The 14784-nt window shown below is 48.7% G+C and carries 16 protein-coding genes and 2 tRNA genes; 2 read left to right on the plus strand and 16 right to left on the minus strand.

Annotation, left to right across the window (positions count from 1 at the left end; translation table 11 throughout):
- Positions 1 to 8 precede the first annotated feature (8 nt).
- From P2W70_RS21505 to P2W70_RS21570, 14 genes are all read right to left on the minus strand, one after another.
- Positions 9 to 2552, minus strand: a complete 2544-nt coding sequence (locus P2W70_RS21505) for a DNA methyltransferase (RefSeq protein WP_276483591.1) — start codon at positions 2550 to 2552, stop codon at positions 9 to 11.
- On the minus strand, positions 2549 to 2971 hold the full coding sequence (locus P2W70_RS21510; RefSeq protein ID WP_276483592.1) for a DUF1064 domain-containing protein: 423 nt from the start codon (positions 2969 to 2971) through the stop codon (positions 2549 to 2551). Before P2W70_RS21510 ends, P2W70_RS21505 begins: the two co-directional genes overlap by 4 nt.
- Before the next feature lie 911 nt (positions 2972 to 3882).
- Positions 3883 to 4767, minus strand: coding sequence for a hypothetical protein (locus tag P2W70_RS21515; protein ID WP_276483593.1), 885 nt, complete (start codon positions 4765 to 4767; stop codon positions 3883 to 3885).
- Between the two features lie 31 nt (positions 4768 to 4798).
- Positions 4799 to 5233: a helix-turn-helix domain-containing protein gene (locus P2W70_RS21520; protein WP_276483594.1), complete on the minus strand. Its 435-nt coding sequence runs from the start codon at positions 5231 to 5233 to the stop codon at positions 4799 to 4801.
- Between the two features lie 406 nt (positions 5234 to 5639).
- Positions 5640 to 5987 (minus strand): hypothetical protein, encoded by a 348-nt coding sequence (locus P2W70_RS21525; protein WP_276483595.1) that lies wholly within the window; start codon positions 5985 to 5987, stop codon positions 5640 to 5642.
- 1 nt (position 5988) lies between these two features.
- Positions 5989 to 6252: a hypothetical protein gene (locus P2W70_RS21530; protein WP_276483596.1), complete on the minus strand. Its 264-nt coding sequence runs from the start codon at positions 6250 to 6252 to the stop codon at positions 5989 to 5991.
- A complete protein-coding gene (locus P2W70_RS21535; RefSeq protein ID WP_276483597.1) occupies positions 6236 to 6424 on the minus strand; it encodes a hypothetical protein in 189 nt (62 codons plus the stop codon). The genes P2W70_RS21530 and P2W70_RS21535 overlap by 17 nt, the downstream gene beginning before the upstream one ends.
- Entirely contained in the window at positions 6408 to 8435 is a 2028-nt protein-coding gene (locus P2W70_RS21540; protein WP_276483598.1) for a DNA translocase FtsK, read from the minus strand. The genes P2W70_RS21535 and P2W70_RS21540 overlap by 17 nt, the downstream gene beginning before the upstream one ends.
- Positions 8432 to 9211 (minus strand): ERF family protein, encoded by a 780-nt coding sequence (locus P2W70_RS21545; protein WP_276483599.1) that lies wholly within the window; start codon positions 9209 to 9211, stop codon positions 8432 to 8434. Before P2W70_RS21545 ends, P2W70_RS21540 begins: the two co-directional genes overlap by 4 nt.
- A gap of 78 nt (positions 9212 to 9289) precedes the next feature.
- The gene (locus P2W70_RS21550) at positions 9290 to 9418 is read right to left on the minus strand and encodes a hypothetical protein (protein ID WP_276483600.1); all 129 of its coding nucleotides are present in this window, start codon (positions 9416 to 9418) and stop codon (positions 9290 to 9292) included.
- 201 nt (positions 9419 to 9619) lie between these two features.
- A tRNA-Phe gene (locus P2W70_RS21555) sits at positions 9620 to 9692 on the minus strand.
- 698 nt (positions 9693 to 10390) lie between these two features.
- The gene (locus tag P2W70_RS21560) at positions 10391 to 10630 is read right to left on the minus strand and encodes a hypothetical protein (protein WP_276483601.1); all 240 of its coding nucleotides are present in this window, start codon (positions 10628 to 10630) and stop codon (positions 10391 to 10393) included.
- Positions 10631 to 10637: 7 nt separating this feature from the next.
- Complete coding sequence (locus P2W70_RS21565; protein ID WP_276483602.1) at positions 10638 to 11108, minus strand: hypothetical protein; 471 nt, start codon at positions 11106 to 11108, stop codon at positions 10638 to 10640.
- A 322-nt stretch (positions 11109 to 11430) separates the two neighbouring features.
- Positions 11431 to 11610 (minus strand): hypothetical protein, encoded by a 180-nt coding sequence (locus P2W70_RS21570; protein WP_276483603.1) that lies wholly within the window; start codon positions 11608 to 11610, stop codon positions 11431 to 11433.
- Between the two features lie 84 nt (positions 11611 to 11694).
- Between P2W70_RS21570 and P2W70_RS21575 the strand changes: the two genes are divergently transcribed.
- Positions 11695 to 12297 carry a helix-turn-helix domain-containing protein gene (locus P2W70_RS21575; protein WP_276483604.1) on the plus strand — a complete coding sequence of 201 codons (603 nt, stop codon included), beginning with the start codon at positions 11695 to 11697 and terminating at the stop codon, positions 12295 to 12297.
- 292 nt (positions 12298 to 12589) lie between these two features.
- Positions 12590 to 13129 carry a DUF4468 domain-containing protein gene (locus P2W70_RS21580; RefSeq protein ID WP_276483605.1) on the plus strand — a complete coding sequence of 180 codons (540 nt, stop codon included), beginning with the start codon at positions 12590 to 12592 and terminating at the stop codon, positions 13127 to 13129.
- Here P2W70_RS21580 and P2W70_RS21585 read toward each other — a convergent pair.
- Positions 13126 to 14211, minus strand: a complete 1086-nt coding sequence (locus tag P2W70_RS21585; RefSeq protein ID WP_276483606.1) for a site-specific integrase — start codon at positions 14209 to 14211, stop codon at positions 13126 to 13128. The genes P2W70_RS21580 and P2W70_RS21585 overlap by 4 nt on opposite strands.
- Before the next feature lie 156 nt (positions 14212 to 14367).
- Positions 14368 to 14441 (minus strand) — tRNA-Arg (locus P2W70_RS21590).
- Positions 14442 to 14784 lie beyond the last annotated feature (343 nt).

A 14784-nucleotide genomic window follows, 5' to 3' on the forward strand; every position in this document is an offset into this window, starting at 1 on the left:
AGATCAGTTTATTTGTCTATGTAATCAAACAGCGTTGGCATCTTCGCACCTTGCTCAGCAGCTTTACAGTAGGCCGCGCCGTCGATGAAATAATTGTGGTTAAGTTCGAAGCCGATACCATAGCGGCCATGCTTTACAGCTTCGGAAGGCACCGTCATCAGCCCTCCGAACGGGTCAAATACCACATCACCAGGCTCCGACATCTGCGTGATCACGCGATCCGCGATATCGAGCTGCATGGGACATAGGTGCATTTCGCGCCCTTTGTTGTACTGGGTACTGTTGAGCGTACGCATCCGGGTGATATCGGTCCATACCTCGTCGGACCAGCTTTGCGGCTGAAGGAGCATGAACGTGGTGGGCAGCTTACCAGCTACCTGCAGGGCGTCGCCTATCGCCACATGGTACTCGAAGTCGTACACATGGTTCAGAGAATATTCTTTGAACACCTTGAATATCTTGTCATGCTCGAGGCCTGTTATCTCTTCCGGCAGCAAAGGCCTGTTACCTGAAGACCTGGTGAAGCCATGCGCGTCCACCTGCCAGCGGGAAAGGGAATACTCTTCCTTGCGCTTCTCGACCGGTTCATCGGCGTAGCTGTTCGTGCGATCGGTCGGCGGCTTGCGGAACAACAGCAGGTATTCGGGCATGCCTACGCCCATCTTCGTGGCGTCTTTGCACTGCTCCGACCATCCCAGTCGGTAAGTCTGGTTGTTCTCGCGCACCACATCCGTGACGATCGTTTTCATGCCGAGGTAGGCAAATCCATGTTTCCGGTAGTGGTTGATGGTGTCCAGGTGAAAGGGGTACACCTCCTGACAGCCCATCCCTGTCATACCCATGGGAACGATACGATCCTTTACGTGGATGGCAGCGATCCTGCCGGGCTTCAAGGCACGGTACACTTCCGGCGTCAGGTAATCCATCTGTACGAAGAATTCTTCGTTGCTTTCACTGTGGCCGAAGTCCGAATAATTAGGGGAGTATTCGTATTGAGAAGAGAAGGGAATGCTGGTCAGCACCAGGCCAATACTATCGGTTTCCAGTCTTCTGGCCTCGAGTACTGCATCATTGTGCACGATCCGGTACCGGTCGCCTTTGATCTCTATCCTTTCTACTCCGATTTTCCTAGTTAGCAGGCTGGCCATGGCCGCTTGTGATAGGCCAAATTCTTTGATGATGTCCGTCATTACTTTTACTTGTTTGATGTGGTTACGCCATTTCGTTTCGAGTATCTTCCGCACCTCGCGTTCCGCTTCAGTGTAGATCAGGTCAACGCGTACCTGGTGAGTCTGCAGGAATCGACGCAGGCGATGAATGGATTGTATAAAGTCGTTGAACTTAAAGCCAATTCCCAAGTAGATCGCCCAGTGGCAATGACGCTGCAGGTTGGTGCCTGATCCGATCATTGAAGGCTTGCCGCCAATCTCATCGATCACACCGGTAGAGAAATCGGCAATGATCGCCTCCCGGTCTTCCAATGCCTGTTTTCCGTATACCGTTGCACAGGTTGGAATTGCCCGCTCGATCGCTTCACGTTCGCTTTCCAGGTCGTGCCAGATAATTCGGTGAGCAGCTGGGTCTTCTTTGCGCAGCTCCATCATTTTCGCGATACGAGCCGGCAGGCTATCCCGCTTTTCCTTTGCGGCGCCAGGCAGGCCGAGCGCGATATCTTTAAACATCCGGCCCTGCCCACTCTTTTCGGTACCGGCGTTTGTGTGATCCGTTGGCAGTTCATGCCAGCGCAGGTCGAGCTCAGGCAAGATATACCCTTCATCATCTGCTGGATCGTCAGTAAGGTCCGAAGGCTTTGTAACGAACAGCGCCCAGCTGGCCACCCATAGCCAGAACTCCCGTTCCTTGTGTGCATGCAGCGTCAGCTTATCAGCCTGCGTGCTGTCGCGCTTGAAAAACCTGGTTTTAGCCTGGCTAATATCCATAACCCCAAGGAAGTCCGCGTAAGCCAGCAACTCGATATAGTCGTTGGGCGAAGGCGTTGCCGTGGCCACGAAGCGGTAAGGGACACACTGGGTACCGCGGCGATCACCCATCGGGCCGCCATCACCCGTGAACAGGCGCATGAACTCACGGAAGGTCTTACTACCGCCAAAGCCGCGCAAGATTGATGCTTCGTCAAGGCTGGCCGCCTGAAACATTCGCGGATCCAGTTTACCGTCGCGGACCGTTTCGTAGTTGGTGATGTATATACCGGTCTCTTCGCACTCAGCGATCGATCGCACAAACTTTGGCGGTGTTTCCCAACCGAGGATATTCCTCGAGTCGTTGATGAATTCCTGCCGAACGCCGAGCGGGGCAATGATCAATCCGCGGCCGCCTGTCCTGGTCAGAATTATCCTAATGGTTTCCAACTGCGTAACCGTCTTGTGAAGGCCAAAGGATGCGAAATTTGCCCGTTGTCCGCCTTCGACGTTCCACTTAACCATGAACCGGTTGTGTGGCTTTAAGGCCGGGTTTATCTCGTTCAGATCAACCTCGAAGCCAGTTGACTTCGCCAGCTTTACCTTGTTCTTCAAAAAGTCTTCGTAGATCATACTTCCTTGATATCGATGTTTAACAATTGCTTCATCAGCTTTTTCTTTAACCGGTACGCCCGGTTTTTCCTCGTGGCGTCGCTCTTCACATCCTCCACTACCTTTTCCCCGGTTGCCTGGATCACGTATACGAAGTCCGCGACATAGCTGCTGATCTTGCCGCCGTTCACTTCGAGCTCGTAGACCACCTGCAGCTCCAGAAAACCGATTTCGCCTGCCTTCTGCATAATCTTCAACTGACCGTACCGCTTCCCTTCCTTGGCGCTGTCGAACCTGATCCCATCGATCTCGACCACCTGGTTGCCGTACTTCGATCGCTTCGTCGACCTCTCCTTCTTGTGCTGGCCGGCAAACAGGTGAGGGTTCCTGGCGGCGCAGGCGGTCTTCTGCAGGGCTGCTATGGTCATGTGTGCTTTCATCAGTATGCGGTAAACTGGTCGCGTTCCTTTTTCTTTTCGTGGTATGCCGCTCTTACACAGGCCTTGCATTTGTTGCAATGACCGTCTGCCGATGACCGATTGATTGGAAAGGCGCTGAGTGGTTGAGGTCCATTATCCGGACAACCATAACATACCTTGCTATCAGATTTTGGTTTCACTGATGCCTGGGAAGGAAACCTGTAAAGCCTTATTTCTCCCATCACATTGATTTTAAGTAGTTATACAAAAGCATTTTCTTTGCGAGCGCCCGCAGCTTTTCAGCTTGTTCTGGCTCAAACTCACCCGCCTCCTTCATCTTGACGAATCTGGAAAGGGCGGCGCGGTTCTCGGTATTCATCTGGTTGGTGACCAGGGTTGACAGCTTCTGGTGGGTGTAGGCGATAGCTATCTGCAGCTGCTCCCACTTCTCCTGCTTTGTTGGCGTTAACCGTTCCTTCTCAACCAGCCAGTCGTACAGCATCACAGGAAGGAATTCGACGGGCAAATTTTGATCTTTAGTTTCCTGAAGCCACTTCTCCATCCCGGCGTCCGATGTGTCCTCCCTGGGCTTGTATTGAAGTCTGGCGAGCTTGTGGCTTTCCTCATGCTTGCTGACCTCTGCCCGCCGGTTCATGTAAGGGATCATCACCTCGTCAATAAGTGCCAGGTTTATCTGCTTCCCCCAGTCCTTCACGGTCGTGCCCATCAGCCGGAAGGCATACTCGACTTCTTGAGGGCAACAGGTGGCGTACTTCTCGATCAGCAATTGCCTGAACTGATCAACCAGAATGTTCATGAACTCATCCTCCGGAACCACCCAGCCGGTGATGATCGAAATCTTCAGCAACAAGGCTTTCGGTACCGGGACCATTTCAAGGGGCTCAAGCTTCCCGATCGGCATCCCTGAATACTTAGCAGCCAGTATGCTGTTTTCCTCCGGGGTTAACGTCGGTACGTAGGCTTTCGAGCAGTTGGTTACGTCCAGTGTTCCTGTCTGGTTTGAGATCGCGGTGCTGATTGATACTGGTTCCATTTTTCCCGAATAAGCCTTGTGCAATGGTTTGGAAGTACTTGTTGATCTTGGAAATGTCGTAACCCGACAGGTGCTGGTCGCTCTTGACGTAGGCGATCATTTCGCCCCAGCGCCTGGTGATCGCATCCCGGTTCGCCTCATCCGTGATCTGTCCCTTCAGCCCCAGCCAGGATTGTATTTTGCCAGCGATGAGTCGCATGGATGGTAAGTCAAGCATTTGGTCTACCGGGTAATGCTGGTTAGCTTCGGTGAACTGCTTCAGCATCGTGGGCAGTAGCAACTCGGGATTGGTTTCCCCCGCACCCCCTTCCTTATCCTTTTCCATGTCTTTATCCATATCCATTTCCATAGCCCCCTGTAAGGGGCTTGCAAGGCCCTCGCTACCACCTTCAGAATTTTTTACAGATAGATCGGCATTCAACAAGTTGAAGCGTTTAAGCGTGGCGATCGCAGAAAGGTGCGCCCGGTTTTTTTCCGAAAGCTTACCGTATTGGAACTCGATGAAGGACGGGATAAACCACTTTTTGCCAGCCTCCAACTCAATTACACGATCTCCATCAGTGTTGAAAAACTTCAAGGCATCCACCTTGTTTACTGGCATGTCGGAACCCAGGTAGGCCTGCGCAATTTCAAAGTCAACGATCCATATACCGGCATGGTCACAATCATGGTATAGGAAGTCCCAAAGGAGCTTGTAAGCCCCTTGTAAGGACCTTATGAAGGGCTTTTTGTACTTATTTGTATCTGTGAATCGCTTGGCCATGGTGCATCTTTTCGATAGGTTATTGATCTCGCTAGTTGTGGTCGGAAAGAACCTTCTTCACCTCTTGGATGTATGCCTCCACCTTCTTGGTCAACTCCACTGTCCTAGAATGGCCTGTGTAGAGAAGATCCTTGTGGGTCAAATAACCGTGGTAGGCCGTAGTGTGATCTCTGCCGCCAAGCCTCTCGCCAATCATCTTCCAAGTTGTTATGCGGGCCTCATAGCTGAAATAGGCGATAAGCTGTCGGGCCGCTACAATTGCCCTTTTCCGCTTTTTCCCAACGAGCTCTTCCTCTGTGATGTCGGTGACATGGCTTACTATTTCGACAACCTGGTCGAGACTTAAGCGCGGACCCTTGTCTTCGATTGGTATGAGGCGAACTTCATCGTTATTCACCAGAGATTTGAGCTCCGAATTCCATCCGGCGATTTTCTCCTGCACTTCAGGGCTTTGAATGTTTAACATGATGAGTTTCTTTAATGATTTACTAATCGTGATGAGGATAGACCAAGACTCTTCGACAGTTTCGGGTGTTCCTCAATCACCCGGTGGCAGGGGCCACATACTTTGATACCGGTGTCGAACAGATGGCTACCGATCCTGCCGGCATCGTGATGCTTCTGGGTGGCGTGGTATTGGCAGCCTGCGAACAACTTGATCACCTCGTCCGACTTGTTTTCCAGCAAAGCCACCGCGCAAACATTGTCGTCCTGGAACTCCTTTCGTTTCTGAGCCGAGTACTGCCTATTCCTGCGAGCCTGCTTCCTTGATTCTTTCCTAATAGGCTTTGGCTTTTTACGGGCCTTAACCTTTTTACACGGGCCTTTGTCCGGGCAGCAGGGATGTTTGCAAGGCTTCATGGAGCGGCAGGTTAGATCTTAAGCTTTTTACACAACTGGCTGAGGCTGGTACAACCGTGCGCAGCCAACACGATATCTGCCTCGAATTCGTCAGCACTTACCTTAGTCGTATCCAAATCCACCTTTGCAAGCACACGGGCAATTGCTTCTTGGTTTACGGCTTGGCTACTGTACCGGTGATCAGTTAAGTAGTCTCTTACTGGTTCGGGCAGGGCTTGGATCGTTGTCATGATCATTTTAGCCTGAGGCATCTTCGCCTTGATGGCGGCTTTGTTCTTGGCATTGATGGCCTCTGTCTTTTGCGCCGCAACCTTTTTTGAGAGCGCCTGGATTTCCTTTTCAGTGAGTTTGAATGTCATATCAAAAGAGTGTTTTAGTGACTGGTTTTTGTTTGCTGGTTTGCCGCTTCGTAGGTTGTGGTGGTGGGGCTTCTGTTTGGAACTTTTTCTCTATCTCGGGCTTTTTGTCGGTCAGGTATCGCACACATACCGGGAACCGCTGTCCGTCCTTTCCCTGGACTATCTTCACATCCTCCCGGCTACCGATCTCTTCGACCTCATCTCCGGCGCGACCGTACAGATGCGTGTGCTTGAACGAACTGTATATGTCAGTAGTCAGGTACAAAGTGTTCTTCCTTTTGGTCAGCGATGCTTTGCTTCAGTTCCTTGGTGGTGAAGATCTTGTCAGCATGCGTCCTGCGGGCCCAGGCGATCAGCTTCTCCTCCGGGAAAACATCTTCTGGATCGAGGGTTTCAGCTACCTCAGCGATGGTGTATTGCTTATCCTGCGATTGCATGAGGAGTGGTTTCGGGTTTGAAGTATGCCTGGAAGCGAACGGTGTCGTTGTACTCAGGCGATTTGATCAAGCCGTCACCCTTACCGGTCAACGATTCGGCGCCTGCCTCATCGAGTACGACCTTGCTGTCGATTTCTTTAGGCATCCGGAAACAAATCTGCACGGGGAAGTTGGCCTTTGCGTCACCAGTAATCACCTTGACCGAGGCCCGCTGAGTGCCAGCTACCAGGCGGATACCGCAGGACCGTCCTTTCTGCGCAAGCTTCCGCAAGTTGATCTCAAGGGTCTTGCCTGCGTTGGAAAGAGCGTCGGCGAACTCATCAAAAATCACAAGCGTATATTCCTCCTTACCCTGCTTGACCAATTGTTCCATGTGCACTACCAGTTTATCCATGGCATCGACTATCTCCTCTATATCGTTAATAACCAGAATACCCTGGCGGCGGTACTTCATGAAATCTCTTGAATATTTGGGGTCCAGGATAATTATGTTGTCGATCTCCTCTTTTGCGTACTCAACGATGTTGGTCATGCAGACTGATTTACCTGATCCTGTGGCGCCGCATACCAGCATGTGGGGAGTACTATGGTTCTCGAGGTCCCAGTATACAACGTCCCCGTAGTTGTCCCGGCCTATCGGGATTTTCTTGCCAACACGATCGTTAGGCTCAAACAGCAGGATGCCGTTCCTTTCCTTGGGAGCTTCGATCGACAGGTAGGATTTACCTTTGTAGACTTTCATTTGGCTGCTGATCCGGACGTTGGCCACGTCAAGGGCGTTGGCAATGTCCATTCGATAGCCGTAGATCGAAGCAACCCGTACACCGGCACCGACCTCAACCAGGTAAGTGTTGCAGCTATACCCCTCGAAGACGTGCGCAACCTTTGCCAGAACACTGAAAGTTTTCAGAGCATGCTCAATCTTCTGCTCTGGGGTCATGTCTTTGTTACTCATATCGTATTGAATAAATTTATCTGCGTTTTGCTTAAATTTTCGGATGATAGTGGGGCTGATCATCTCGCCCGCTGAGTCGCGGATCTTCCTCAGTCGCTTGCCGACCAGCTCCTTTTTCGATTCCTCGACGTTGAAGTCTTCCACACTCACCTCGCTGATCATGGTGCGGGCCCAGAAGTCATACAACTCAGCCATATCGACGAACTTATCCGAGTCATTGATCAGGTAGACGTAATCCGCATCACTGACTGCCTCGAGCATTCTCCTTAACGGCTCGTACAACAATGCTTCATAAAGGCGGCGAGTGCTATCGGTAATCTCCACTGGCATCTTAGCCAACTGGGCGCTTTTGTCCTTGTTTTGGCTGTACTTGTTCTCGATGAACCAAACCTCATCAACTGTCAAACCGGTTTTGGTCTCAAAACCTTTTACGTAGGTGATCGCCTGGATGCCGATGGATAGCGCCATCTCATCCTCCGGCGTGAACGCATTCTTGCTTTTGTGATCTATCAGGACGATCCTGTCGTCGTTCAGGCGGATACCAAGGTCCATTTTGAAGTTGAGCGGCAGGGGGATGTCAACACCGTTCACTGTCACAAACTCGCTCCCATACATCTCCACAAAGAGAACTTCGGCCAGGTCTTCTTCATAAAGTGCTTTCTCTGTCCAGAAGTTTTTGAGCAGGGAGGTAACCTTTTTCACTGCATCCAGGTGGGCGGCCTCGACGGTCGGAGTGGTTTTCTGCAGCTTCCATTTATTTGCACCGGTCGAAGCCAGGTAATCAAAAGCTGCCTGCTCCATCTCGATTAGATCGATCTGCTTACCTTCCATTTTCTGGGCAAAGTAGTAGTCCAATGCTGCGTGGTAGGCGTTCCCGGCCATGGTAGTAGAGCTCGATTTCGAGTAAACACCGTAGATGTGCTGCATCTCGAACGCCTTCTCGTTGCGGGCAAATCCGGTAACCTTTGAGTAGCTCCAGCTGCTCACCAGGAAGTTGCTCAGAAGTTCCTCAAGCTGCTCAGGTTCGTAGCTGCGGTATTGGCTTTCTGTAATCATGGCATTACGGGGGCTTTCGTTTTACCTTCAGGCAATTCCTCCTGGCGGGCTTTAAAAATGGCCTTGACCCGTTCGTCCGCATCGACAGCCTTTAAGTTCTTCAGGTATAATTGAGTCAACTGAAATCGCGATGTAGCACCTTTGACCAATTCTTTCCATTGGGCCAACATCTCTTCTTCAGTGAGCTCCTTGGACTGGTTGTCTGAAGCTCCGGGCTTTGTGGTTTCGCCATCGTTGTCCTCGTCGGCTGTGGCCAGGCCAAGGGCGCCGATCAGTGTGTAACGCTGCAGGTATGTATGGGTACTGCCTTTCTGCTGGATATCGTTTTTGCCGCCTGTGGCATCAACACCCGCTTCCATTTCGGTGGTTTCGGTGTGGCCGTCACGATGCGATACCAGGCAGACAACCTTCAGTTTGCCATTGGCCTCTTTGAATTCCCAGCGGTAGGAAAGGCCACACATCTGTAATGCCTCCTGTATCGCACCCCGAATGGTTCCCAGATCGGCAAACCGGTATGAATAAGATCCGCGCGCGGATGCTATCTTGGCGATCTTCTTTTTAGGTATTACCGGGCACCGGGTTTGGAAAAGAGCCAGCGCGTCCAGGAAGGCCTTCTTCGCCTGCTTCTGCTCCCATCGATCCTGTAGATCCATCAGCTTCTGCAACTGATCAAGGTCCACACCCTTGGCAATAGCCTGCTCCAATAGCACTATGGGCGTCACAGGTGCAGGCACCTCATTTTGCACATTGCTCTTGGCGATTGATTTTTGATCCATATCTTTATCTTGCTTTTGAACCTTTAATAAGCCCGGTAGGTTTCGCCCTACCGGGCTTCTGTTTTCCTATGCCTTCAACTACTCACCACCGGCCTCGGTATCCTTCACCTGGTCCTGAGAACCTTCAGCACCTTCGGCATTGTTGGTGTCAACTACTTCGTCTGTGTTGGCTGCAGCTGCAGCGGGATTGTTCGGATCGAACGTCATGTTCTTGCGTTTTTATGATGAGTAAATAAGAGACAAAAAAGTGCCGGTCACCTGGGAACAGGTCCCGGCGTTATAACCTTGCTTGCTATATGAAAAGAGAGAAGTCTAAAGAAAGGCCGCCGGCTAAAGCGGCCTAAGTAATCAATTCCACTATTTGTAATAAGACCCTGCTATGAGGTACTGCCTCATCAACGGATCTTGTGGAGAAGACTGGATTCGAACCAATGGCCTCTGCATCTTCAATGCAGCGCTCTACCAACTGAGCTACATCTCCATAACCGGCGCTCCAATTTCCACATAATCAGCGCCGGTAGCCAAAACTAACTGCGGTAAGAAAGAACTATTTCATAACCTATCGTTTCGTCACACTCAGCAGTATTAATTCTGAGCCGGGAGGCTATGATTGCCGGCTTCCTGTTGAGTGATCAATACCTCCGAAAAATGGCCAGCCATGCACCTCCGAACTACCAGGGCCATTATTAATGCGATTGGGTTAAGAATAACCTACCGGCAAGGCTGGACCGACTACTATTTTTGTAGAGCTTTAAAGAAGCCGGCCAAGGGCACCGGCTTTTATACCCCTAAAAACCCCAACTGAAGACAAAGAACTTTAAAGTTGGGGCGGCATCCACTCCGCCCCTTGATCATCAACCAAAGCCTCAACCGCTTCTCGTGCAACCTCTATTCTCCACCAGAGGTATAGCACCAACATCAAACACCACCATAAGAGCATTACCGATGCCATGCCTCTTCTTCGTATTCGTCCAGTTCAGGATCCTTCCTGAACATTGAAAAAGCACTAAGACCAATTTGAATCACCACGTCTAACAGGCATCCTGCTATAGCTTGAGTTCGGTCAAACAGTATGTACAACCAATTTTTCATTGTCGAACTATTTATAGAATTTTCGTTCAGAGTAAATGTGGTAACCGGTAAGCACCAGTATTATCGCACTAAGGATAAAAGGAATGATCATTGGGATTGGATTTGATGGTTTTTCAAAAATGCTTTGGGAATCGACTCAAGCAGGTACCTTTTCTTGATATTGTCCCACTTTACAACACCCTCTCTTTTCATCACCTTCAGGACGTTGAAATCCCAACCTGTCGCCTGGTAGACCACGAATGCCGTTACCCAATGCTCCTGCTGTTGCTTGGCCATTATGGCATTCAGCTTTTTGTCAATTCGGTCAAGACGTTGCTCCGTGGTCATACAAGCATTATTCTCCGGTCATAAAATCAGTGTACAGATCGATGAATTGTTTGCCGGCATATTCAGCCAGTTCACTCGATTTAAAACAAAGGCGGAGACCGACGCCCGAAGCCGTGAGCCAGAGATCGCAGTCGCCGTACGAGAGGCCGAAGCCCGAGGGGGCTACCCTAAACCAAGGATAATATTTATACTGGCTAGAATCACCCCAGTTGGCCTTCCACCCTTCGTTGAGGGCCTTTACAACTACCAGCAGCTTCTTATATGCGGCCACATCCTTAGTATCATTGAGGTCAGTCACAGATTTAGGATCAATGCCGAGCTCCTGGCAAGCGTCTGCGAAGCACTTTACGCGGTCCATGATTGAGGCCAAGAAGAACTTCTTACCAAAGTTTTCCTCCAGCATGGATTTGAAAGCGCCATCAGCTGCAGGGTATAGTTCCTTTGCTTTGGCTTCTGTAAGGGTGAGTGTCTTTGACATATTGAAGGCTATTTTATTAGTTAATTGAGGGGTTACATTTTACTCTGAATATTGCCACGGTGTTATTCTTATCGGGGCACATGTCATCGAGATTGAAATATGAAAACCTTGCAATACCTTTTGGGTAGTTAACCTGCTGAATGAAGAATACATTTACCTTCTTAGGTAATAAGTGAATCGGCAAGAGAGGACCATCAGTGACAGACATGCCGTTGGATAAAAATTCGTGATTCATGACTTTAACAATTTGAGGGTTGCATTTTTGACAATTCTGTATTTCCTTTGCGCACGAATTCCTACCGACTACTACACGATCCTTTCCTTAGTTCCAATTGACGTTCTTGCGAGCGAACACTTCCCGAGCCTTATCGCTGATAAGGCGGTCATCCTTTTTTCTGACCCATCGGGAAATGGTGAGCACTGACTTTCCAAAGGCATCGGCTAATGCGCCGAGTACTTCTTGGCTGAGTTCTATTTGCTGCTCTTTAGGTTTCTTTGCCATTTTTGATTTAGATTTGTTTCAATCGTGAATCAAAGATATGACGAAATTTCGTCCATTTCCAATTTTTCGTCCAACTATTTTAAAATGAAAATTGCAACTACCGTGCAGATATGTCTTAACATTAAGAACGCACGGATTACCAAGAAGTTATCGCAACAGCAGGTCGCGGATTTGTTAGAAGAAAGTCGATCAACTTATGCAGAATGGGAGAAAGGAACGCTGCCACGAGTAGATATTTTTTTCAGGATTGCCGAAATTCTGGAGGTATCACCGTATAAATTATTAGACGTTGACGAAAAATCGTTTTCTGGCGCAGAACTTACCAACAACAATAAAACGGTCATCACAGTAGAAGGAACCAGTGAAAGTAATTACCTGAATGAACTATTGGACGAAAAAGAAGCCCGGCGACGGGATACCGAAGCCAGGCTAACAAAAGTTGATACTGTCAATGATAGATTACTGAACCTACTTGAAATCAATTCGAACTTATCTGTAAAGCTTCAGATTGCCACTTTATCAGATTTGAAAGCCTCAATAACGTATCAGGCAGAAAAGGAGGCCGGGGGCGAAAAGAAGAAACAGATTCTGATCGAGTCGCACGTAAGCAAGTTAGCAGGCGAACATCAAGAGCGAATCGTATCAATTTACAATCCGCAAGGGCAGGACAATCCCAGCAAGGCGTAGAAAAATCACTTGTCATGGCGCAATGGTTTAGGGTATAACAATTATGGTGACAGGATAGGATTGGATTCTAAATTCGGAAACGCCTTTGAAGTAGTCTGTTTGAGATAAGGTTGTTGAAGCGGTGCGCACTAAGGGGACAATAAATCTAACAATTCCATTTCGCATTACAATCCTTCACAGGACATTTTAGTAAAATTTTTAGGTGTTACCACTTATCCAGTCAGTTGGATATACGGAAACCAGTAGTTATACGTTATATATATAGTTTATATTTATCCCATAAACCAGAATCATGAAAGGATTGCTGTTCTTTTTTCTTGTTGCTCCTTTTATATCGTTCAGTCAAACAGCGCAAGACTCTGTAATATCATTCACGGAGGTCGTTAGATGTGACAGCATCAAAAAAGAAGAACTTTTCGTTAAGGCTCGGCAGTGGTTCAACGCTAGCTTCAAGGACGCCAGAAGCGTTGTAAGAATAGCAGACAAAGAAACCGGCGAGATTGTGGCAAAAGGCATTGTAATATCTCAGCACTGGTATAAAGCGTTGGGTAAGGAAAATAAGATACCAATTTTATATGAGGCTGATATTGCTATATACGTAAAGGATGGACGATACAAGTATGAATTTAAGAATTTCATTGACATTGAAGAGTCAAGCATTAAATACACCGGTCCATTGACCACTGCGAAAGCATATCCAGCAAAGGGTTATCGAAACAAGGTGATCATGGATAAAATTTGGAATAGCCAAAAGGAAGAGATTGCCATTACCATCAGCGAATTAGTAGTAGGTCTTAAATCATATATGAGCAAACCCGCAGACGATTTTTAAATAGTCTTCAACACAGCCGCCTGCTCAACAATGTCTACCCCGGCCAAGTGATAGTACACTTCAACCACTTTCACTGTAATACCCATCAGTTCGGCGGTAACAGACTTTGGCAGCCTCCGGGACGCACAGATGTAACCGAATGTATGCCTGCCGACATGGGTCGTAATTTTCCGGTCAATTCCAGCCATTAATGATATAACCTTTAGCATGCGATTTATTGCCTCCTTTGTTTGAGGAGGAGGTAGGTTCTTAACTCGTTCGATTATGCCAGCCAGGGTAGGTCCTATTGGCAATACGACGAACTCATTGTTCTTTCTGGCCCGCAGCCTCAGAAGATCATTTTCTACCATCCTGCCGGCATCAAATTGCTTCCAGTCGCTGTACCTCAGCCCGGAATAGCAGCCCAGTAGGAAGTAGCAAAGCGATTGATACACCGACTCCGGAAGATCCTTGTCAAATAGGTTATGAAGTTTTTTTAGTTCATGGTCGGTAAGGTAGACTCGATCTGTTTGCTCGTATTTGGGCATCAGGAAATTGTCCATAGGATTTACCTTTATTAATCCCTCTCTTTCGGCCTGATTCAGTGTACGCCGTAGGTATTTAAAGGTGGTGTTTATGGTATTCTGCTTCATCCCGCGCGCCCGCTCATGCTGTTCGTACTTTCGCAAAAACTCCCCATCAATATCCGTCAGGAAGGTATCCGGGCAGAATTCCAGCAATCTATTTACCTCCTTAACATCACCCCGTGTAGATCTGAGCTCCAAGGCAAAATCCTTGAAAGATTTCTGCACCGTTCCCCGCTTGAGAAGCTTTCCGGTTATCTTTCCACCCTGCAGCTGCTGGACGGTGATATGCCCTTCCAATTCCGATATCTGTTTGCGTATATTTGCGTTGATCGCCTTGTGGTTGGGATAATCCCGTACTTCCTTCTTATCTTCATCCCACTGGCCTGTATTGACCTTATAGGAGGTTTTGAGGTAGTTTACCTTCCTGTTTATCGTTATTGCGATCATGATCGGGCATAGACCCTTCTTATCTTCTTTATGGCGCCATAGCACTGGTCGAATCGTGAAGTTGAGCATTTGGTAAAACGTTGGTATAACCAAGGTAAAACATTTGCCGAAAACTGGGGACTTTTGAGGACGAGTGAGGAATGGCCACAAAACAACGAAACGCTTACTGGGCCTGAATAAAATACAAAAACCGCTACAGGAGCGGCTTTTGATAAGCGGTATGTGTGACCCCGTCTGGATTCAAACCAGAAACCTTTTGATCCGTAGTCAAATGCTCTATTCAATTGAGCTACGGGGCCTTTTTTGTTTTTTCCTTTCGATCAATCCGCGATGCGTTTCTCTCAAATGGGTTGCAAAAATAGGGAGATTGCTCATTCCCACCAAACAGAAATTGCTAGAAATCCGGCCATTAACTAAATTATTTTTTTGAAGGCCCGTCCCGTCTGCATTTCAGGCGAAAAATATTTTTATGGCTCTTTTAGTTTTGCCCAAAAAGCTCCCAATCCCCTCATGCTCATGATCCTATACAGCTATTCTAGGTCCTTTTAAATGACTCGCCGAGCCGCCGCTCCGTCCCCTCCCACCCTCCAGTCACCTTTGCCCCCTCTGTATAGTCCTGGTATAGTGCCCGAGCTATTCCGG

The organism is Paraflavitalea pollutisoli (assembly GCF_029360705.1).
GTDB classification, from domain to species: domain Bacteria; phylum Bacteroidota; class Bacteroidia; order Chitinophagales; family Chitinophagaceae; genus Paraflavitalea; species Paraflavitalea pollutisoli.

Coding starts and splice junctions, on each gene's coding strand:
- P2W70_RS21520 (WP_276483594.1), bottom strand. CDS start 5,233: ATGTTAAACATTCAAAGCCCTGAAGTGCAGGAGAAAATCGCCGGATGG.
- P2W70_RS21550 (WP_276483600.1), bottom strand. CDS start 9,418: ATGACGTTCGATCCGAACAATCCCGCTGCAGCTGCAGCCAACACAGAC.
- P2W70_RS21510 (WP_276483592.1), bottom strand. CDS start 2,971: ATGAAAGCACACATGACCATAGCAGCCCTGCAGAAGACCGCCTGCGCC.
- P2W70_RS21580 (WP_276483605.1), top strand. CDS start 12,590: ATGAAAGGATTGCTGTTCTTTTTTCTTGTTGCTCCTTTTATATCGTTC.
- P2W70_RS21535 (WP_276483597.1), bottom strand. CDS start 6,424: ATGCAATCGCAGGATAAGCAATACACCATCGCTGAGGTAGCTGAAACC.
- P2W70_RS21545 (WP_276483599.1), bottom strand. CDS start 9,211: ATGGATCAAAAATCAATCGCCAAGAGCAATGTGCAAAATGAGGTGCCT.
- P2W70_RS21525 (WP_276483595.1), bottom strand. CDS start 5,987: ATGACATTCAAACTCACTGAAAAGGAAATCCAGGCGCTCTCAAAAAAG.
- P2W70_RS21540 (WP_276483598.1), bottom strand. CDS start 8,435: ATGATTACAGAAAGCCAATACCGCAGCTACGAACCTGAGCAGCTTGAG.
- P2W70_RS21515 (WP_276483593.1), bottom strand. CDS start 4,767: ATGGCCAAGCGATTCACAGATACAAATAAGTACAAAAAGCCCTTCATA.
- P2W70_RS21505 (WP_276483591.1), bottom strand. CDS start 2,552: ATGATCTACGAAGACTTTTTGAAGAACAAGGTAAAGCTGGCGAAGTCA.
- P2W70_RS21570 (WP_276483603.1), bottom strand. CDS start 11,610: ATGGCAAAGAAACCTAAAGAGCAGCAAATAGAACTCAGCCAAGAAGTA.
- P2W70_RS21560 (WP_276483601.1), bottom strand. CDS start 10,630: ATGACCACGGAGCAACGTCTTGACCGAATTGACAAAAAGCTGAATGCC.
- P2W70_RS21565 (WP_276483602.1), bottom strand. CDS start 11,108: ATGTCAAAGACACTCACCCTTACAGAAGCCAAAGCAAAGGAACTATAC.
- P2W70_RS21585 (WP_276483606.1), bottom strand. CDS start 14,211: ATGCTCAACTTCACGATTCGACCAGTGCTATGGCGCCATAAAGAAGAT.
- P2W70_RS21575 (WP_276483604.1), top strand. CDS start 11,695: ATGAAAATTGCAACTACCGTGCAGATATGTCTTAACATTAAGAACGCA.